Here is a 17,072-nt window from a genome sequence, read left to right on the forward strand (position 1 = left end):
CTCCGTCTCTTAGTGGTGGCCTTCAGCAAAATCTGAAGAGTGTTTCTGCAGGTACTTCAGCACCAGGGCTTCACTGTCGGTGTCGAAGTTTACAAACGCCAGCATGCCGTTAAACATACCTGGCCAGCCGTTCGCACTGAAGTGCGCTTCGTCAGGCTGAGTGTGACAAACTGAACAGTTGGTCTGGTACGCTTCACGCGCTTTGTCCCAGATAGGAGTCACATCGTTCAGCATGGCTTCTTTTTTCAGCCACAGTTTGGTAGTTACACGCTGCCATGGCAGACCAGTCAGCTCGTCTTCTTTGGTTTCAAAGGTCTGAACCATATCCGGGTTGATAGCGGTATCTTTAAGCAGAGAACCTACCGCGATGTTCATACCGAAATCTTCCTGGATAACACGGCCAAAGCCTTTCGCTTTACGCCAGCCGGAGATCTCTACCTGAACTGCATCGCCGCTCTCGTCCACAACTTTCACAGTCGACGCCGGATTCAGCAGACCCGCTTCAACGGTCAGTGCTTTATCTTCATAGATTGGCAGATGACGTACGCTGGTCAGCATCTGGCCTGAAGCGTAATCGGTGCCCGAAGCCAGTTGCTCAAGCTCGCCAATCATGCCGCCGGAGCTGTCCATGTTTTCAGGCAGTTTGTGAGCAATACCTTTGTGACAGTCCAGACAGCTCTGATCGCGCTCGGCTGCCTGCTTCATCTGAATACGGGCGGTTGGGCGCATCTTTTCAAAATCCATCGAGTCGTAGTTGTGACAGTTCTTACACTCAAGGGATTTGTTGGCCGAGAAGCGGTCCCACTCATGCTTGGCCAGCTCAACACGGCGTTTTTCAAATGCGCCTTCTTCATCATAGTTACCGAAGATCTGAGCAAACACCTCTTTAGACGCCTGCATCTTACGGGCAATCTTATCGGTCCAGTTGTGAGGAACGTGACAGTCAGGACAGGTCGCACGAACACCGGAGTTGTTCTTCCAGTGAACGGTATGCTGCAGTTCCTGGTACACGTTGTCACGCATGGTGTGACAGCTGACACAGAACTCTTCAGTATTGGTCGCTTCCAGTGCGGTATTAAAGCCGCCCCAGAAGATCACACCGGCGACAAATCCGCCGAGGGTCAATACACCCAGGCTGATATGTACCGCCGGACGGGTCATAGTGCGCCAAATTTTAATAATCAGGGATTTCATAGATTTGTTCTCTTAAAAATTGAGGTCAAAAGTTCGAAGAGAGGATCAGCCGTGAACGCCCGGAGGGCCCATCACGAATACCTGCAGCATCCAGACGATAAATCCATAACCGCCCACTAGCGCCACACTCAGAACCGGAAAGAGAACGACGGCGATCAGAAAAAATGACCTCCACTCAAGTGAGCGGGTTTCTTCTGACTCCACATTATTAACATTACTCATACAATTGCCTGCTTATGAAGTGATAAATCGGTTCGTATTCCGCTTATTTGCCGAATACACTCACAACGGATATTGATAAATTTTAGAACATGGAAATCAAAAGCGGCAATCAAAAAACAGGCTTTAAGCCTTGCTGTTCAACACTTTTTTGAGGTGAAACGGAGATGTATTGAGTTACTTTTTATTGTGAAAACATGTGAACAGATATGACAAATTAATCAGGTAAACATAGAGTTGCAAGTGTTAAACAAATGAAAACCAAAGAAGCTTGCCATCCGGCAGAACCGCCAGAAAATGCTTTTTACAGACGTCTGAAATAAGATACTGACCGTTCAGATGTTTCACAGTGGATAATGGAACGTTAACAGACCGATCTCTCATGCACTGATTTGGGCAGCTCATCACTTATTACTGTGAGCCAGTCAACCACCAGCATCGGGAAGCAGAAGTCATGTCCGCCAGCAGTAGCAAAACTGTGGTATAACTGACTATAAAAAAAGGAAAAATGATGCAGCAAGTAATCGATATCAGCTGGGGCATGCTGGCACTGTTTTCCACCACCCTGCTGATCCCGGTATGGATAAACCGCCAATACCGCCTCGAACTCGGCCGGGATATGGCAGTAGGTGTAGCCCGGATGACCATCCAGCTGATCCTGATCGGCCTTTACCTGGAGTTCGTGTTTGAACTGAATCTCTGGTGGGTCAACCTGATTTGGGTCGCGCTGATGATTGCCATCGGTGCCAGCGCCATCACGGGCAAGGCCAAACTGCCGAGAGACAAATTGTTTATCCCGGTCAGCTGCGGACTGCTCACCGGGCTGACTCCGCTTATCGCCCTGCTTTGCCTGGTCATCGTAAAACCCCAGCCTTTTTACAGCGCGCAGTACGTGATCCCCCTGTGTGGCATGCTGCTGGGTAACAGCCTCAGCGGCAACATTGTCGCACTGCAAAACCTCTATACCGCGTTTAAGCAGCGCCAGGCAGAATACGAGGGTGCCCTTTCCCTTGGCGCCTCACCGCTTTATGCTTCTGCACCTTTCGTTCGTGAAGCAATGCAAAAAGCGCTGGCACCGATTCTGGCTTCCATGACCACCACAGGTCTGGTCACCCTGCCGGGTATGATGACCGGCCAGATCCTCGGCGGCGCCAGTCCGCTTATCGCCATTAAATACCAGCTGGTGATCATGATAGCGATTTTCGTCATGATGACAGTATCGCTCGCTGTTTCCCTGCAGATGAGCCTTAAACGCACTCTTACCAAAGAAGGCAGGGTTATCGTCTCCATCGAAGAATAAGCCACTGTGCTGACACTAATATGACATTAGGCGGATATCCTCGGCGCCGACACTGAGGAATCAACTATGACACTAACCATCACAACCCTCCTTTTTGACGATTTCGAGCTGCTGGATGTTTTCGGCCCGCTGGAAATGTTTGGCATGGCCCGCCACCTGGGAAAAGAGATTGAGCTTCACTTTGTCTCTGAAGACGGAAAACCGGTAAAAAGCTCCGCCGGACCGGTCAGTATGGTCGAGCGCAGCTTTAACGACGACTTCCATACAGACATCCTGCTGGTACCGGGTGGGCTCGGCACCCGTGAACAGGTCAATAATCCTGTCCTGCTGAAATGGCTTGAACATAAAAGCACGGAAGTCACCTGGCTGACCTCTGTCTGCACTGGCTCTGCCCTGCTTGCCAAAGCAGGCCTGCTGGACGGACATCAGGCAACGACGAATAAAGTCGCCTTTGACTGGGTTGCAGGTCTGAGTAATAAAGTGGACTGGCAACGAAGTGCCCGCTGGTCAGAGTCGGGTAACCGGATGACTTCTTCCGGTGTCTCAGCCGGCACGGATATGGCTCTTGCCCTGTTGGCAAAGCTGTTCGGGACTGAGTTTGCTGAAAAAACCGCCAACATGGCCGAATATCAGTGGAACCCGGATCCGGGTAATGATCCTTTTTGCACTCATGACGCATAGTTAACTGAGCATTCCATCAAAAAAGCTCTAAATGACAGTAAGTTAAGTAAATCCAGCTACCACAGCCAGTTCATTATCCCCTGTATATCAGGGGATACAAAGCACGTACAAAAAACACAAATCCACACTTGACTCCCCCTCCAGCGCCCGTGACATAAAGCTGTTAACCAAGTTATCCACAGAAAATGTGGATAACCAAAACCACAAAAATACAGTACGTTAGCCGCATTTTCGCAGGGTTACTCCATTCATCATTCAACTTTTATCTGATTTCATCGACCCGTCATACTTTGTCGCTACTCTTCTGCTCATTAACAGGCAAAGAGCCGTGAAATACCGGGTATAGATGGAGTTTGACCATGAACAGAGTAATAACGGGTTACAACAACCGAAAGTCGCCGGACTCAGGCCCGGAGAACTGGCTGAAAACCGATCTAAAGTGGCTGTTAGGCGAAGAAGATCACCGTCTGAGCCTGGAGTACCTACCGCATCAGGAAAAAGCCCAGCGTTTCCCCGCCAACTTCCTGAACGACAGCTACTGATAAGAAAAAGACGCTGACCGGTAAAACCAGCCAGCGCCTGAAATCTTCTCGTGATTGACGAAACTGCAACTCGGCTGTTATCAGTCTTCTCTCAGATAAATCAGCCAGTAACCCATCCCCACAAACAGACCGCCGCCGATAATGTTACCCAGTGTAACCGGGATAAGGTTATGGGTAATAAAGCCAATCATGTTCAGGTCGGCAAAATCAGCCACCGATGCACCGGTCATCTGCCAGAACTCTGGTGAAGCGAAGTTTTTGATCCCAATCGCCATTGGCACCTGGAACATATTAGCAATACAGTGCTCAAAACCCGCTGATACAAACATCGCTACCGGCAGGATAAGCACAATGATTTTATCCATCAGGGTCCGGCCACTGAACGTCATCCACACTGCAATACAGACCAGTACGTTACACATGATCCCAAGCGCTACCGCCTGGAAGAAATCATGATGCAGCTTATGCTGGGCGATGTGCATAGTATTGATACCCACCTGACCGCCATCAAACATATACTGCTTGGCCGTCAGCATGATACCGACCAGCAACAACGCACCAATCAGGTTACCGCAGTACACCACCAGCCAGTTTTTAAACAGGCTCTGCCAGGTGATTTTGCCACTTGCGCGTGCCACCAGGGTCAATACCGAGCTTGTGAACAGCTCTCCACCGGTGATGATAACCAACACCAGACCCAGGCTGAACGCCAGCCCGCCCATAAAGCGGGTCAGACCCCACGGCAAGCCCTCTGCACCGGTAGTAATGGTGGTATAAAACAGAAAGGCAATTCCGATATGCAAACCTGCGGTGATCGCCAGAAGGAAAGATTTTACCGGGTCTTTGGTGGCTTTAGATACGCCGACTTCTGCGGCACGCTCTGCCATTTGTGGTGGCAGCAAACAGTCAAATTGGTTGGTGTTCATGGGTATGGAAACATTTAGTTACAAACGGAAGAGCGCGGATAATCCACCTATTCCATATCAATTTCAAGGGATTTCTTCATGTTAACCTAAAATGTTGTAAAGGTGATGCCTTTCGATAATTTTTAGCTATATAGACAAATATGTTAATAGCTGATTTTAAAGAAAATTGCTCAGGAGATGCCCGATTCATTCACAGCCCGGATAACAACAGGCTATAACGCCGTTTCCGGCTTGCTCCTGGTGCATTTTTCATCGAAACCGGCCTGGATAACACTTCGGTAAATCAGAGGTTGTATAAGGGCTGGCAGCTGAATTATGGTGGGGACAACAATAACAGAAGGAATACAGCATGAAATTTGACCAGGACCATATCGCAGAGCTAAACCTGTTGCTTCAGTTCGATATCAGCAGCGCAGCGACCGGGATCAAAGTGCATCATGATGCGAGCGAGGAAATGCAACAAGCCGTAACGCGCCTCTACGAGAAAAACCTCTGCACCCTGCCTGACGGCGGCTACCTGACCGATGAAGGCATTGAGATGGCCGAGCACGCTGACCGTATCCTGCGGGTGTTAAGCGCCAGAGTCTGATGAACGTCACCATCATTGGTACCGGCTGGCTGGGAAAACCACTGGCTAAAGCACTCCGCGCCCACCGGTACCAGGTCTGCGCCAGCAGGCAAAGCGAAGCCGGGGTCAGTAAACTGGAAAGTGAAGGGATTACCGGCTTTCTGTTACAGCTTCCGGACGCCCCCACCACAAAAGACACTGAGCAGCTGGCACAGAAGCTTGCCATCCAACAGTCTGATGTGGTGATCGGTGCCTTCCCTCCCGGCTTTCGACGAAACCCTGATTCCTGCTACGACAAGCAATGGCAGCTTATCTGTTATGCCGCCGTCCGGGCCGGAGTGAAAAAGCTTATTATGATCAGCGCCACCAGCGTCTATCCCGATAAGGCAGCCCTGATGACCGAAGCCCACGCCAGCGCGGCCCTTGCAAAAGATAATCCGGACTTCAGTGATAAGGCCCGCTTGATTCTGGCGGCTGAGCAGGCAGTGCTCGACAGCGGACTGGATTACTCCATTATCCGGGCATCGGGCCTGTTTGGTCCCGGCCGTCACCCGGCCCGGTTTGCCACAAAACTACCAACGGTCAGCCGCGCCGCACCAGCCAACATGCTGCATCTTGATGATGCGGTGGCCATCACTGAATTTGCCATTGAGCACCTTCATAACCAGGTGGTTAACGCCACCAGCCCAAAGACCACCGACAAAGCCAGTTTCTACCAGACCGCGCTGCACCGGGCCGGAAGTACCCAGCCCCTGCCCCCGGTAACGGATACACCAGACAAACGTATCTGCGTGAATAAGCTGCTTTGTGCCGGCTATCAATTTATCCACCCCAACTGCAGTGAGGCACTATGAGCAAAGGGATCTACGCCAGCATCAATACCCTGTGGCAATACATGCGAATGGATCATGAGCCTGAACTGAGTGACTGCATCTTCTGTATGTGCAGTAACGATCCCCGGGTAGCCGAATATGCCGCAGACCTCTATCTGCAGGGATTCGCTCCCAAGCTGATCTTCTCCGGCGGGGTTGGCCGGTTTACCGAAGGGATGTTTGATAAATCCGAGGCCGAGGCTTTCGCCGAAATCGCTATGGACAAAGGCGTACCGGCTCACGACATTCTGATCGAAAACCGCTCCACCAACTCCGGTGAGAACATCCGTTACACCGCAGAACTGCTTGAAGAGGTGGGCTTTTGTCCCGAACGCTTCATTCTGGTACAAAAGCCCTACATGGTGCGCCGGGCTTACGCCAGTTTTCTCAAACAGTGGCCACATCACACCACCCATGTACTCTCCATCGCACCGCCCACTTCATTTTGCGACTATCTCAGTGATGAACTGCCTTCCAGCCTGGTCATTCCGGCACTGGCAGGCGATTTTGAACGCGTTCTGACCTACCCGGATAAAGGATTCCAGATCCCCCAGCAGGTTCCGGATGAAGTGATGCAGGCATATAAGGTGATAAAAGCGTTACCCATTTAAAAATATTTACAAAAGTTTGAGCCAGATCTCTTGCAAGGTTCGACATCAAACTGTAATCTGCTTTCAGGCAATAACTTCAAAGAAAGCAAACACAATGAAAAAAACAATTCTTTCTGCCCTGATGGGTCTGATGATGGCAGGCACACTGCAGGCTGCCGAGTTTAAATCTGCTGACCAGGCTTTTCTTGAGAAAGCAGCACAGATGACCGTAACCCAGCAAAACTGGGACGGCGCAGAGTACGCAGCATCGACTTTCCCGAACGCCTACAAGTTCACCGCATCCTACGACATCTCAACCGGACTGCTGGGCGATGGTTCAGCGGTACTTACACCTGAAGAGCTGAAAACAGGTAAGCAACTGAACTTTGATCAAATCACTGTAGACGCCATGGATAAGACCATGTCGCTAAACTCATTCCTGCGTGACCGTCTGAAAAACCACTCAATGGTGGTACTGAAAGGTGACCAACTGGTGCACGAGCACTATTGGAACGGTATGGATGAGAACTCCACTCACCTTGACATGTCTGTCACCAAATCCTTTACCTCTATGCTGGCTTCCGTTGCCGTTGCTGAAGGTAAGCTGGACATGGACCAAAAAGTGACCCACTACCTGCCATGGCTAAAAGACAGCGCATGGAAAGATGCGACCGTTCAGGAAGTGGCAGACATGCGAACTTCCCTGAAGATCGAGCTTACCCCCCACAAATCGTGGGACGTCCGCATGACCGACTCACAAAGCTGGCACGGCGACAAGTCTGCACAGTACCCTAACGGTGTTGCTGACTACATGAAACTGGTAACCGATGTGAAAGCGCCGATGGGCAGCAAATACGACTACCAGTGCATCAACACTGAAGTCCTGGGCAAAATCGTTGAAGCTGCTACGGGCGAAAACCTTGCAGACATGCTGGAAAGCCGCATCTGGAAAAAAGTGGGCATGGAAAACAACGCACACTTTATGTCTGATGCAAGCGGTTACCCTGTCGCGTCAGGCGGCCTGAACGCGGCAACCAAAGATCTGGCACGTATGGGCCGCGTTCTGATGAACGATGGTAAAAACTACATGGGTGAAGAAGTGATCCCTGCCAAGTTCATCGACGCCCTGCTGGAAGGCAACGATGACGTGCGCAATGCCTGGAAGAAAGGCAAAGAATCTGCGCTGGCTGACGGCTGGTACAAAGACCAGTTCCGCGTACTGGACATTCCGGGCCGTCGCATCATCGCAATGGTTGGCATCCACGGTCAGGTGGTGGCAATGGATAAGGCAACCGGTACAGTCGTTGCGATGAACGGCGGCTATCCACAAACCGAAACTCCGCGCATGGCTGTGATGATCTTCTACAAAGCGCTGCCAGCCATCTTTGATGCGGCTGACAAGCTTTAATCAATACCGACCCTGTTCAAAAAGCCTCTTCGGAGGCTTTTTTTGTACCAGCAAAAACCGCCTGTACTTATTGAGAGAATTGTCACATAATCCGTACGGTATAAATTACCGCACGTTATAAGATTTACAGACATGAACACTCGCTCAACTCAAAACAGCCGAATGAATGGCTTTACACTGCTGGAGATGGTAGTGGTAATTGTTGTGCTCGGTATCCTTGCCGTCACCGCAGCTCCAAAGTTTTTGGGAATGAGCAGGGAAGCTAAGATCGCCAGCCTGGATGCTTTTGTCGGTGCCTTTCAGGCCGCCGATGGGATTGCTATGGGTAAAGCTCACATCCATAACCTTGGTGGCGGCTATACCATAGAAACGATTCCAGGTACAAACGTGGACGTTCAGCAGGAGCACCTTCTCCTCACACCCGGGAATCTGCAAAATGCGATGGACATTGATAGGCTGGAGCTTTTCTCCCGCGGTGGTGATATTCCGACTGTATTTGTGTCCTTCCCGATAAAGGGCCTGTCTGGCATAGAAGCACTGCATATGTCGATGTGTTTTGTTCAACTCTCACGCATATTAATTGTCAATACCGCAGCCGGAACCCGTGAACTCGGAGAGCTCACTGTCAATCGCTTCTACGAGGGTTGCTGAGTGTATGTGATCCTCAGCATACCGCGCACAGTCCTCTGCCTGATTGAACTACTCAGCACACCTGCGATTTAGTATATTGGCCTGAACGAACAAAATTCAGGCCTTATACGTGTCAGAACTTCAAACCTATATCGACCTCCTGCTGGCCAATCAACTGGTACTGAGTATCCTGCTGATTGGCATCGTCATTGTCACCCGTCAGATCGCTATCACCTGTATCCGCGGGGACGCTAACTTCCTCAGCCAAACGCAGCGTACCTGGATCTCCCGCACCAAGAACGGCACCTTTGCCGTAGCGGTTATTCTGTTGTTCGTGATCTGGGGGAGTGAGATTAAAGAGTTTGCCCTGTCACTGACCGCGATTGCCGTGGCGATAGTGGTCGCTTCCAAGGAAATTATCCTGTGTATTACCGGCTCGATTCAGCGCGCAAGTTCGCGTTCATTCCGTGTTGGAGACTGGATAGAGGCCGGGACGGTATGTGGTGAAGTGATTGAACACAACCTGATCGCTACCGTAGTCCAGGAAATTGACCTGCATCATGGCCGCTACCATTACACCGGCAAAACGGCCACGCTGCCCAACAGCATGTTCTTCACCACCCCGGTGAAAAACCTCAACTTTATGAAGCGCTACGTCTATCACAACTTCAGCATCACGGTGAAAGAGTTCCACAACCTCTATCCACTGCTGCCACAGATGCTGGCGAAAATTGATGACCATTGTGAAGACTTTATCGACATCGCCCGGCGCTACAACGATGTCATTGAACGCCACGCGGGTGTCGACCTGCCCGGCGCTGAACCACACATAGATATTTCCACCACTGCTACCGGCGAACAGCTGGTGCACTTTATGCTGTTCTGCCCGACCGAACGGGCCTGCGAGCTGGAGCAGATGATCAGGGAAGATTTCATGAACCTGTACCAGCAACGAATGTCAGAACGCCCAGCCGAGGCCGATGTTGAATGAGGTCGGATTGCTGACGTAGTGGTTGCTGACCAGACTCTTCTCAAGGCCCGCATTAAGAATTAAACGCGGGCCAAGATAAAACCGCATTCCCCCGCCAAAGTTAAAACCCAGATTTCCGGTACTGTGCTGCGCGTTATCTGTATCCAGATAAGCGATACCACCCAGAACATACAGGGAAAACTGATCGGTCACCCGCCAGTTCGGGCCGCTGTTTAACGTCCATAACATGTTGCCCTCTTCACCGGAAAACAGTGTTGTTGACATCATAAAGTCAGACTGACCGCCTGGCATCAGCCCGGTCAGTGACGCGCCATGCCAGCTCTTTCCCGCACCATCTTCAAGCGTTGCATAGCCAAGGGTAAATTCCTCAGCGCTTGCCTGCGTTACAAACAACAGCCCTGCGGCCAGAGAGAGCAGTGATTTTTTCATACCGGTTCCTTATCAATTGAACAGCGTTCATTTACATGACGGGCATACTACTCCCATTTTGAACAGCGTACAATTAAATTATAAAAATAAACGCCCCTGCTGTGAGGGGCGTTTGATCATGGTCTGATAATCAGCAACTCAGTCTGCTTTTATTGAAAGGGTTTTCGTATATAACTTTCGATAAAATGAGAGCAAAAAAAAGCCGCCTTTAACAGACGGCTTGATAAGCAACTAATGACGAAAAGCTAGATCACCTCTTCAAGAAGCTGCTCAGTAGCGGTTTTGGGTTTCTCACCAAAACCTTTCAGGCCAACAACATGAACGTGTTCGTGATCTTTGAAGACTTTACGCACCAGCTTGTAGGTGGTGCCCTTCTCGGGACTGATGTTTTCCGGTGCTGCGATCAGCAACTGCATATCGAGGCGGTCACACAGCTCGAACAGGGTCGAAATAGACTTGGCATCGAGTCGCGCGGCCTCATCAAGGAACAGCAGACGACACGGCAGGATATCTTTGCTGCGCAGACGACGGGACTCTTCTTCCCAGCTCTGCACTACCATCAGCAGGATAGACTGGCCGGTACCGATCGCTTCACCGGTCGACAGTGCGCCCGACTCCGCCTGCAGCCAGCCGTCAGAGCCACGGTTAACTTCAACGCTCAGCTCGAGGTAGTTACGGTAGTCCAGCAGCTCTTCACCCAGTACCTGAGGTGAACGCTGGCCCATATCGATATGCGGGTTCACGCGCTGGAACAGTTTCGCCATCGCCTCAGAGAAGGTGTAACGCGGGCTTTCAAACAGGTCTTTGTGCTGTGCCTGCTGCTCAGCAAGGCCATCCAGCAGTACCTGGTGGCTCTCACGCACATTGACGTTCAGACGCACGCCTTTCACCTGGCCAAACGAGATGTTAGACAGACCCTGGTTGAGCATACGGATACGGTTCTGCTCACGCTGAATAGTCTTCTTGATGATTGCCGCAACAGACTCAGAACTGATCGCCAGACGGTGCTCACGCTGGGTCAGCTCTTCAGTCAGACGCGCCAGCTCCACTTCCATCTCTTCGATCGCTTCTACCGGATCGTCAGTACGGATAATATCGTGACGAATACGCTCACGCAGATGCTGGTAGACCGCGATATAGAACAGGACTTTGCGCTCAGGGCGGCTGTTGTCTTCTGACGCGCGCAGTGCATCACGCAGATCGTCGTTGTCAGCAACGGCCAGACGCAGCGCACCCAGCGATTTATCTGACATGGAGCGCAGTTCATCAGCGCCCATGTAAGCCAGTTCACGGCGGTGCAGACGACGCTCAACGTCGTTGGCACGCGCCAGACGCATCACGCTGCACCAGCCTGCTTTCGCTGCGACGACAAAGGTGCGCAGCTCGGCATACTCTTTCTGAACTTTCTTCAGGCGCTTAACCAGCCCCTTCATCTCAAGTTCTGTCGAAGTGATGGTACGTTCCAGCTCACTCTTACGGTTACGCGAGGTATGCAGACGCTCGTTCAGTTCTGCCCGGCGACGCTCAGCACGCTCCAGCGCAGACTCGTCGGCCTGAACACCGTATTCCGCCAGCTCCTGGCGGAACTCCTGCATGGTTTCCGCTTTTGCCTGGTGAGAACTCTTAAGCGATGCCATCACCTGGTTGTACTGGCTCAGCTGTGCCTGTGCCTGTTTCAGTGCTTCACGGGCTTTGCCACGCTGGGCTTCAGCGCTCACCAGTTTGGCTTTCAGCTGCTCACTCAGCTCGCTGCTCTTACTCAGCAGGTCTACTGAGTCAGCGTAAGCAAAGTGATGACGGCGCTCATGCAGATCGGCCAGGGCAAACAGGGTTGCCTTGATCTGCTGCAGCTCGCTGTTCGCCTGCTCATAAGCGTGCTTCAGGGCATCAAACTGCTCCGGGTCACCGCTCAGTGCGTTAACGCATTTCGCCAGCTCATCGAGCTTGCGGCCAAACTGGCTGATAAAGGCTTTATGTTCCGACAGCTCAGAAAGCTTCTGCTCCAGCTCCTGGTGACGTTCACTCAGGGTGTCATCTTCCAGTGAGCCGATCACCGGGGCGATCTTGTCCAGGCTGCTCAGAGCCTGTTTGCTCGCGGTAAGCTGCGAGCGTTGCTGCTGCTCTTTGCTGCTCAGTTCGTTCAGCTCACGCATTACCTGGCTGCGCTTATCACGGATGATCTGCAGCTGCTGCTCAGGATCGGCTTCAAACGCTACCGAAATATGCTTAGCAACAAACTCGTTGAATGCCTGGTACAGACGCTGCAGTTTCTGCGCATCAAACGCGGCTTTAGCGTGGGCTTCCACCACTTCATCGCGCTGCTCACGCAGAAGCTCCAGGCGCTGCTCGCGCGCTGCGCGGCCAAACAGAGGAATTTCCGGAAAGCGGGAGTAACGCATCTGACGGTCATTGAGCTGCACGCATACTGCGCCTTCCAGCTCATCGGCATTAAACGAGCTGTCATCAAAGGCATCCACGTCACCTTCGATGATGTAGAGATCTTCCGGACAGTCGTCCAGTTCAACCAGCTTCTCTTTAATGCCATCCAGATCAGACACAACAATCGCGTGACGGGCCGGGCCATACATGGCACTGAAGTAAGGCGCATCATCAATGGTGATGTCATCGTAGATTTCAGACAGCAGCACACCACCAACGGTATCGGCCAGGCCTTTCAGGCGCGGGTCGTTTGAACCGCCCGGCGAAGCCAGACGCTCAATTTCCGACTCAAGCTGAGTGCGCTGCTCTGCAAGCTTGTCTTTGGCGATGGACTGGGCTTTTTCCTCTTCCATCACCTGCTGCATCTGGCTCATTACTGACTGGCTGTCAGCAAGCTCTGCACCGGTCTGCTCACGCAATTTCTCCAGTGCGTCGTTCGCTGCAATCCAGCCCGGGGCAATAGCTTCGTATTTTTTGATTCCGGCATCGCAGTCCTGCTCTGCGCGGCGAAGTTCACTGCGCGATTCACGCAGCACTTCCTGCTCGTGTTCCAGGCTTTCAACGCGAGCCGCGTGACGCTCGCTCTCCTGCTCTACGCTCAGTTCATCTTCCAGCACGCTCTGATGCTGTTTCTGGTACCCGTCCACCAGCTTGCGCACCTGTGCCTGCTGATTTACCCGGCGCTCCAGGTCATTGAACGACGAGCGAAGCTGAGCTTCGTTTTCCAGCTGACGGCGGGCATTGGCGCCCTGCTCCAGAACCTGTTTCGCTTTGGCTGCTGCCTCACCACGGGCAACTTCGCCAGCGATATCGCGGATCAGGCGGTAAGCCTGGTCAAACTGCTCTGCAGCCGCAGAGGAGAGATCCAGCTGGTGTTTTTTCGCCAGAAGCTGCTCAGTCTTGTCGCTTTCCTGCTGCTTAAGCTCAGCAACCAGGGTCGCGGCGTTGTCTTTATCCAGACCGTCAAAGCCACTCGCCTGACGGGCTTTCTCCAGCGCTTTCAGCGCCTGCTGGTACTGAAGTGCACGGGTCTGCTGCACGTCCAGCGCCTGCTGGTAATCGGCCAGCTGGGTTTTCAGGCTGTCAACTTCTTCTTCGCCGACCAAAGCCTGCTCTTCAGCCATGGCTACGCGCTCGGCGGCTTCTTCAACCACCATCACCTGCTCTTCCAGGCGCTCGCTCAGCTCTTCCAGATCTTCCTGGTAGCGGGCGATCTTCTCCTGCTGGCGCAGGGCATTCTGAACCAGCTGAAGATGATCCTGAGCGGCCTGATGATCCTGCTCAAGGCCCGACTCCTGCTCGATCAGCATGCTCAGCTCTTCCTGAACGCGGCCAAGCAGTTCATTCTGGCTGACCAGAGTCTCACGTGAACCAAACAGCTCGCTGCGCAGCGCCATGGTCTGTTCCAGTTTGCTGCGGCGCTCGTTGGCGTGGCGCATATAGTCTGCCGCCACGTAGTTGGTCGATTCGGTGATCAGGTGTTTAAACAGGTCACGGTCTGCCTGGGTGGTTTTGATCGCTTCCAGCGTCATGCGGTTTTCACGCAGCGCCGATTCCATATCCTGGAACGCTTTCTTAACCCCGCCGTTTTGCGGCAGCAGGTAGTCACGCAGTGAGCGGGTGATCGCGCTTGAAATACCGCCGTACAGCGACGCTTCGATCAAACGGTAGAACTTGGAACGGTCACTGCTGTTACGCAGTTTCTTCGGCAGTACGCCCAGCTCAAACATCACTGAGTGGTATTCCACCACCGAGTTGAAAGCCTTGTACTGCACGCCTTCCATCTCTGCCACGCACTCTTTTACCTCGTTCACCTGGCGAACGCGGGCGTGCTTTTCAGAAACAGTCTCAATAAGAACATCGGTCGGCTTGATATGGCTTGGCAGGCCCTGAATCACAAACGGCTTGATGTCTACTTTCTTGTCACGACCGGCAACCTGCTGCAGGCGCACGGCAAACAACACACGCTGGTTACGGGAGTTCACAACATCCAGAGCCGCGTAACAGGAACCTGGCTGAAGCTTACCGTACAGGCCCTTGTCGCGTGACGCCTGAGAGCTGCCCGCTTCGGTGGTGTTACGGAAGTGAAGCAGGCTCTGATCCGGGATCAGTGCAGTGATAAACGCCGCCATTGTGGTCGATTTACCTGCACCGTTACCGCCGGACAGCGTGGTGACCAGATTGTCGATATCAAAGGTACGGGCAAAAAAGCCGTTCCAGTTAACCATGGTCAGTGATTGATATTTACCTCTTTCAATCATGCTTCTTCACCTTCTGTATCCTGTTGCTCCTGCTCATCAAGCAGGCTTGCCTGACTCGGCTCCTGCTGATGCACCACGGCTTCACCGTCACGGATCAGACGCAGCTGCGCTTCGCGTACATCGTCGCCCACACGAACATCCGCACCAAAGCGGAACACCGCTTCGCTGATGCGGAACTTACCGCTGTCACCAATTGAGATCAGCATGCCCAGACGGCGCAGACGGCGCAGCGAGGTACGTACTTTCTCAAACAGCTTCTCTTTATCAAGGTCAGAGCCACTGGCGCGGTTGGTCGCCAGCTTCATCAGCTTCTTCTCGTCTGCCAGGGCCAGCAGTTCGTCATACAGCTCCTGGTTAGTGAAGATGCCTTCGTGTGCCAGGCGCTCAGGGCTGAGGTAAAGGAAACAGAGTACTTTACCCACCAGCATATCCAGTTCAGACAGAACGCTGCGGCCAATCAGGGAAGTGGAGCGCGGGCGCAGGTAGAAAAAGCCTTCCGGCGCTTTTACCAGTTCGGTGTTGTAGCGCTGGTAAAACAGCGCCAGTTCGGTTTCAAAGTCACACAGCAGGGCGTGGTTATCCAGATCTTCAGATGAGATATGACGGCCTGCACGCAGCGCGCTGTCGAGCGCAGGAAACAGCGGATTTGAAATCGCTTTAGCCAGTTTCTCTGGCATATATTCTTCAGTATTTGTCGATGACATTTGCTTGTACCTTTGCACCAAAATCGTTGATGGCCTGCCAGTCCGGCTGAATCGCACGGTAATCTGACTCTGAGTAACCCAGGCGTACCGCCTGGTCGACAACGATTCTGGCTAAATCGAAATGATGTGTTTGCGGGTGAGCGGCGAGGTAGTCGCGCAGCACCAGACCAAGGTCAATCGGTGCGCCCTGCTCTTTGTGTACTTTAAGCATTGCCGCGATCCGCTCGGACAACTCATCATTTACCTGTTCGAATTCTTCGTATTCCACGTCCAGTGGCACTTCACCGGTGACCTCGTCATTACGCAGTACCAGCGCTTCGTCGCGCATATCGCGCAGTCGCTCGGCATCGGCGAACGTCAGCTGCCACGGCGCATCGAAGTAGTCTTTAATCGACTGACGCAGGCGCTGGCTGAAGGCCCGGTTCTTATCCATATCAATCGCGGTACGGATAAATTTGTGTACGTGACGGTCGTAACCGATCCAGAGATCGATCGCCTGCTGTCCCCAACTTACGATGCGATCGAGCTTCATCTGCAGCCCATACAGGGTCTCTTCGATAAACTCCAGCTCACTCTGGCCGTAAACCAGCTCCTGAATGTCCAGCAGCTGAGTCTGCATCTCATCCCCCGCAGCCTGCAGGGTGTCCTGCAACTCACGAAGGGTGTCGGACGTCTCGGTCAGCAGCGATTCACAACTGCTAATCGCTTCGCGCCAGTCCTGGTTTAACAGCTCTGCAATCTGGTCTTTAACCGACTGCTGCTGCTCGTCCATGACACGCTGGTTAAGGTCGATCTGGTCAAAGATCTCGCCAACCGAGTACTTCAGCACGCCGTATACGTTTTTCTTCCAGTGCCCCGGAGTACCACCTTCTTTGGCTGCGGCGATGGCTTTTTCCATCTCATCAGCAACCATAGAGAGCTGAATAGAGAGCCGGAGTTTGGAGAACTCACGGTGGCGTACATAGTAATCAGTGATACCGACAGCCAGCGGGCTGAGACGATAGATGCTCGCCCCTTCGGTCATCTCACTGGTAAACCGGCTTAACAGGCGCTGGCGCACCATTTCGTTAATAGCATTGTTGGCGCGAAACGCCGATGCTTCTCCGGTTTGCTCAAAAAAGCGGGTGACAATAGAGAACGCGTCATGCAGCTCCCCTTCGCCCAGCTCTTCATCAAATCTTTCATTGCTTAATACAGCTAACGCGATCAAAAAAGCCAGGCGCTCTGTCGATAAGCTCAATGAGAAATCGTGTTGCTTAACCCAGCCGACCAATTCATCGATTGGCTGCTCAGCAACATCCTGTGAAAATTCACTCAT

At 52.5% G+C, this 17,072-nt stretch carries 16 protein-coding genes; 9 read left to right on the plus strand and 7 right to left on the minus strand.

Features of this window, described 5'->3' with window-relative positions:
- Positions 1-9 precede the first annotated feature (9 nt).
- Entirely contained in the window at positions 10-1,194 is a 1,185-nt protein-coding gene (gene torC, locus ACVB80_RS04580; RefSeq protein ID WP_481080091.1) for a pentaheme c-type cytochrome TorC, read from the minus strand.
- 45 nt (positions 1,195-1,239) lie between these two features.
- Positions 1,240-1,416 (minus strand): trimethylamine N-oxide reductase system protein TorE, encoded by a 177-nt coding sequence (gene torE, locus ACVB80_RS04585; protein ID WP_481080092.1) that lies wholly within the window; start codon positions 1,414-1,416, stop codon positions 1,240-1,242.
- A gap of 508 nt (positions 1,417-1,924) precedes the next feature.
- Here torE and ACVB80_RS04590 point away from each other — a divergent pair.
- The 3 genes from ACVB80_RS04590 (at position 1,925) to ACVB80_RS04600 (ending at position 3,936) form a co-directional block, all read left to right on the plus strand.
- Entirely contained in the window at positions 1,925-2,713 is a 789-nt protein-coding gene (locus tag ACVB80_RS04590; RefSeq protein WP_481080093.1) for an ABC transporter permease, read from the plus strand.
- A 66-nt stretch (positions 2,714-2,779) separates the two neighbouring features.
- A complete protein-coding gene (locus ACVB80_RS04595; RefSeq protein WP_481080094.1) occupies positions 2,780-3,394 on the plus strand; it encodes a DJ-1/PfpI family protein in 615 nt (204 codons plus the stop codon).
- A 359-nt stretch (positions 3,395-3,753) separates the two neighbouring features.
- Complete coding sequence (locus ACVB80_RS04600) at positions 3,754-3,936, plus strand: hypothetical protein (protein ID WP_481080095.1); 183 nt, start codon at positions 3,754-3,756, stop codon at positions 3,934-3,936.
- An 80-nt stretch (positions 3,937-4,016) separates the two neighbouring features.
- Here ACVB80_RS04600 and focA read toward each other — a convergent pair whose 3' ends face one another.
- Positions 4,017-4,862, minus strand: a complete 846-nt coding sequence (gene focA / locus ACVB80_RS04605) for a formate transporter FocA (RefSeq protein ID WP_481080096.1) — start codon at positions 4,860-4,862, stop codon at positions 4,017-4,019.
- A gap of 349 nt (positions 4,863-5,211) precedes the next feature.
- Here focA and ACVB80_RS04610 point away from each other — a divergent pair, with 349 nt between their 5' ends.
- The 6 genes from ACVB80_RS04610 to ACVB80_RS04635 all read left to right on the plus strand — a co-directional run bounded on the left by ACVB80_RS04610 (position 5,212) and on the right by ACVB80_RS04635 (position 9,921).
- On the plus strand, positions 5,212-5,451 hold the full coding sequence (locus tag ACVB80_RS04610; protein WP_481080097.1) for a TIGR02647 family protein: 240 nt from the start codon (positions 5,212-5,214) through the stop codon (positions 5,449-5,451).
- Positions 5,451-6,284, plus strand: coding sequence for an NAD(P)H-binding protein (locus tag ACVB80_RS04615; RefSeq protein WP_481080098.1), 834 nt, complete (start codon positions 5,451-5,453; stop codon positions 6,282-6,284). The genes ACVB80_RS04610 and ACVB80_RS04615 overlap by 1 nt, the downstream gene beginning before the upstream one ends.
- Positions 6,281-6,913, plus strand: a complete 633-nt coding sequence (locus tag ACVB80_RS04620; protein WP_481080099.1) for a YdcF family protein — start codon at positions 6,281-6,283, stop codon at positions 6,911-6,913. The genes ACVB80_RS04615 and ACVB80_RS04620 overlap by 4 nt, the downstream gene beginning before the upstream one ends.
- 94 nt (positions 6,914-7,007) lie before the next feature.
- Positions 7,008-8,300, plus strand: coding sequence for a serine hydrolase domain-containing protein (locus ACVB80_RS04625; RefSeq protein WP_481080100.1), 1,293 nt, complete (start codon positions 7,008-7,010; stop codon positions 8,298-8,300).
- A gap of 132 nt (positions 8,301-8,432) precedes the next feature.
- Positions 8,433-8,951: a type II secretion system protein gene (locus ACVB80_RS04630; protein WP_481080101.1), complete on the plus strand. Its 519-nt coding sequence runs from the start codon at positions 8,433-8,435 to the stop codon at positions 8,949-8,951.
- Positions 8,952-9,060: 109 nt separating this feature from the next.
- Positions 9,061-9,921, plus strand: coding sequence for a mechanosensitive ion channel family protein (locus ACVB80_RS04635; protein WP_481080102.1), 861 nt, complete (start codon positions 9,061-9,063; stop codon positions 9,919-9,921).
- Here the strand turns inward: ACVB80_RS04635 and ACVB80_RS04640 are convergent.
- From ACVB80_RS04640 to mukF, 4 genes are all read right to left on the minus strand, one after another.
- The gene (locus ACVB80_RS04640) at positions 9,889-10,350 is read right to left on the minus strand and encodes an outer membrane beta-barrel protein (protein ID WP_481080103.1); all 462 of its coding nucleotides are present in this window, start codon (positions 10,348-10,350) and stop codon (positions 9,889-9,891) included. The genes ACVB80_RS04635 and ACVB80_RS04640 overlap by 33 nt on opposite strands.
- Positions 10,351-10,595: 245 nt before the next feature.
- Positions 10,596-15,050, minus strand: a complete 4,455-nt coding sequence (gene mukB / locus ACVB80_RS04645; protein WP_481080104.1) for a chromosome partition protein MukB — start codon at positions 15,048-15,050, stop codon at positions 10,596-10,598.
- Entirely contained in the window at positions 15,047-15,754 is a 708-nt protein-coding gene (gene mukE, locus ACVB80_RS04650; protein ID WP_481080105.1) for a chromosome partition protein MukE, read from the minus strand. The genes mukB and mukE overlap by 4 nt, the downstream gene beginning before the upstream one ends.
- The gene (gene mukF, locus ACVB80_RS04655) at positions 15,735-17,072 is read right to left on the minus strand and encodes a chromosome partition protein MukF (protein WP_481080106.1); all 1,338 of its coding nucleotides are present in this window, start codon (positions 17,070-17,072) and stop codon (positions 15,735-15,737) included. The genes mukE and mukF overlap by 20 nt, the downstream gene beginning before the upstream one ends.

This window comes from Vibrio sp. 9-16B-A1, from assembly GCF_056726165.1.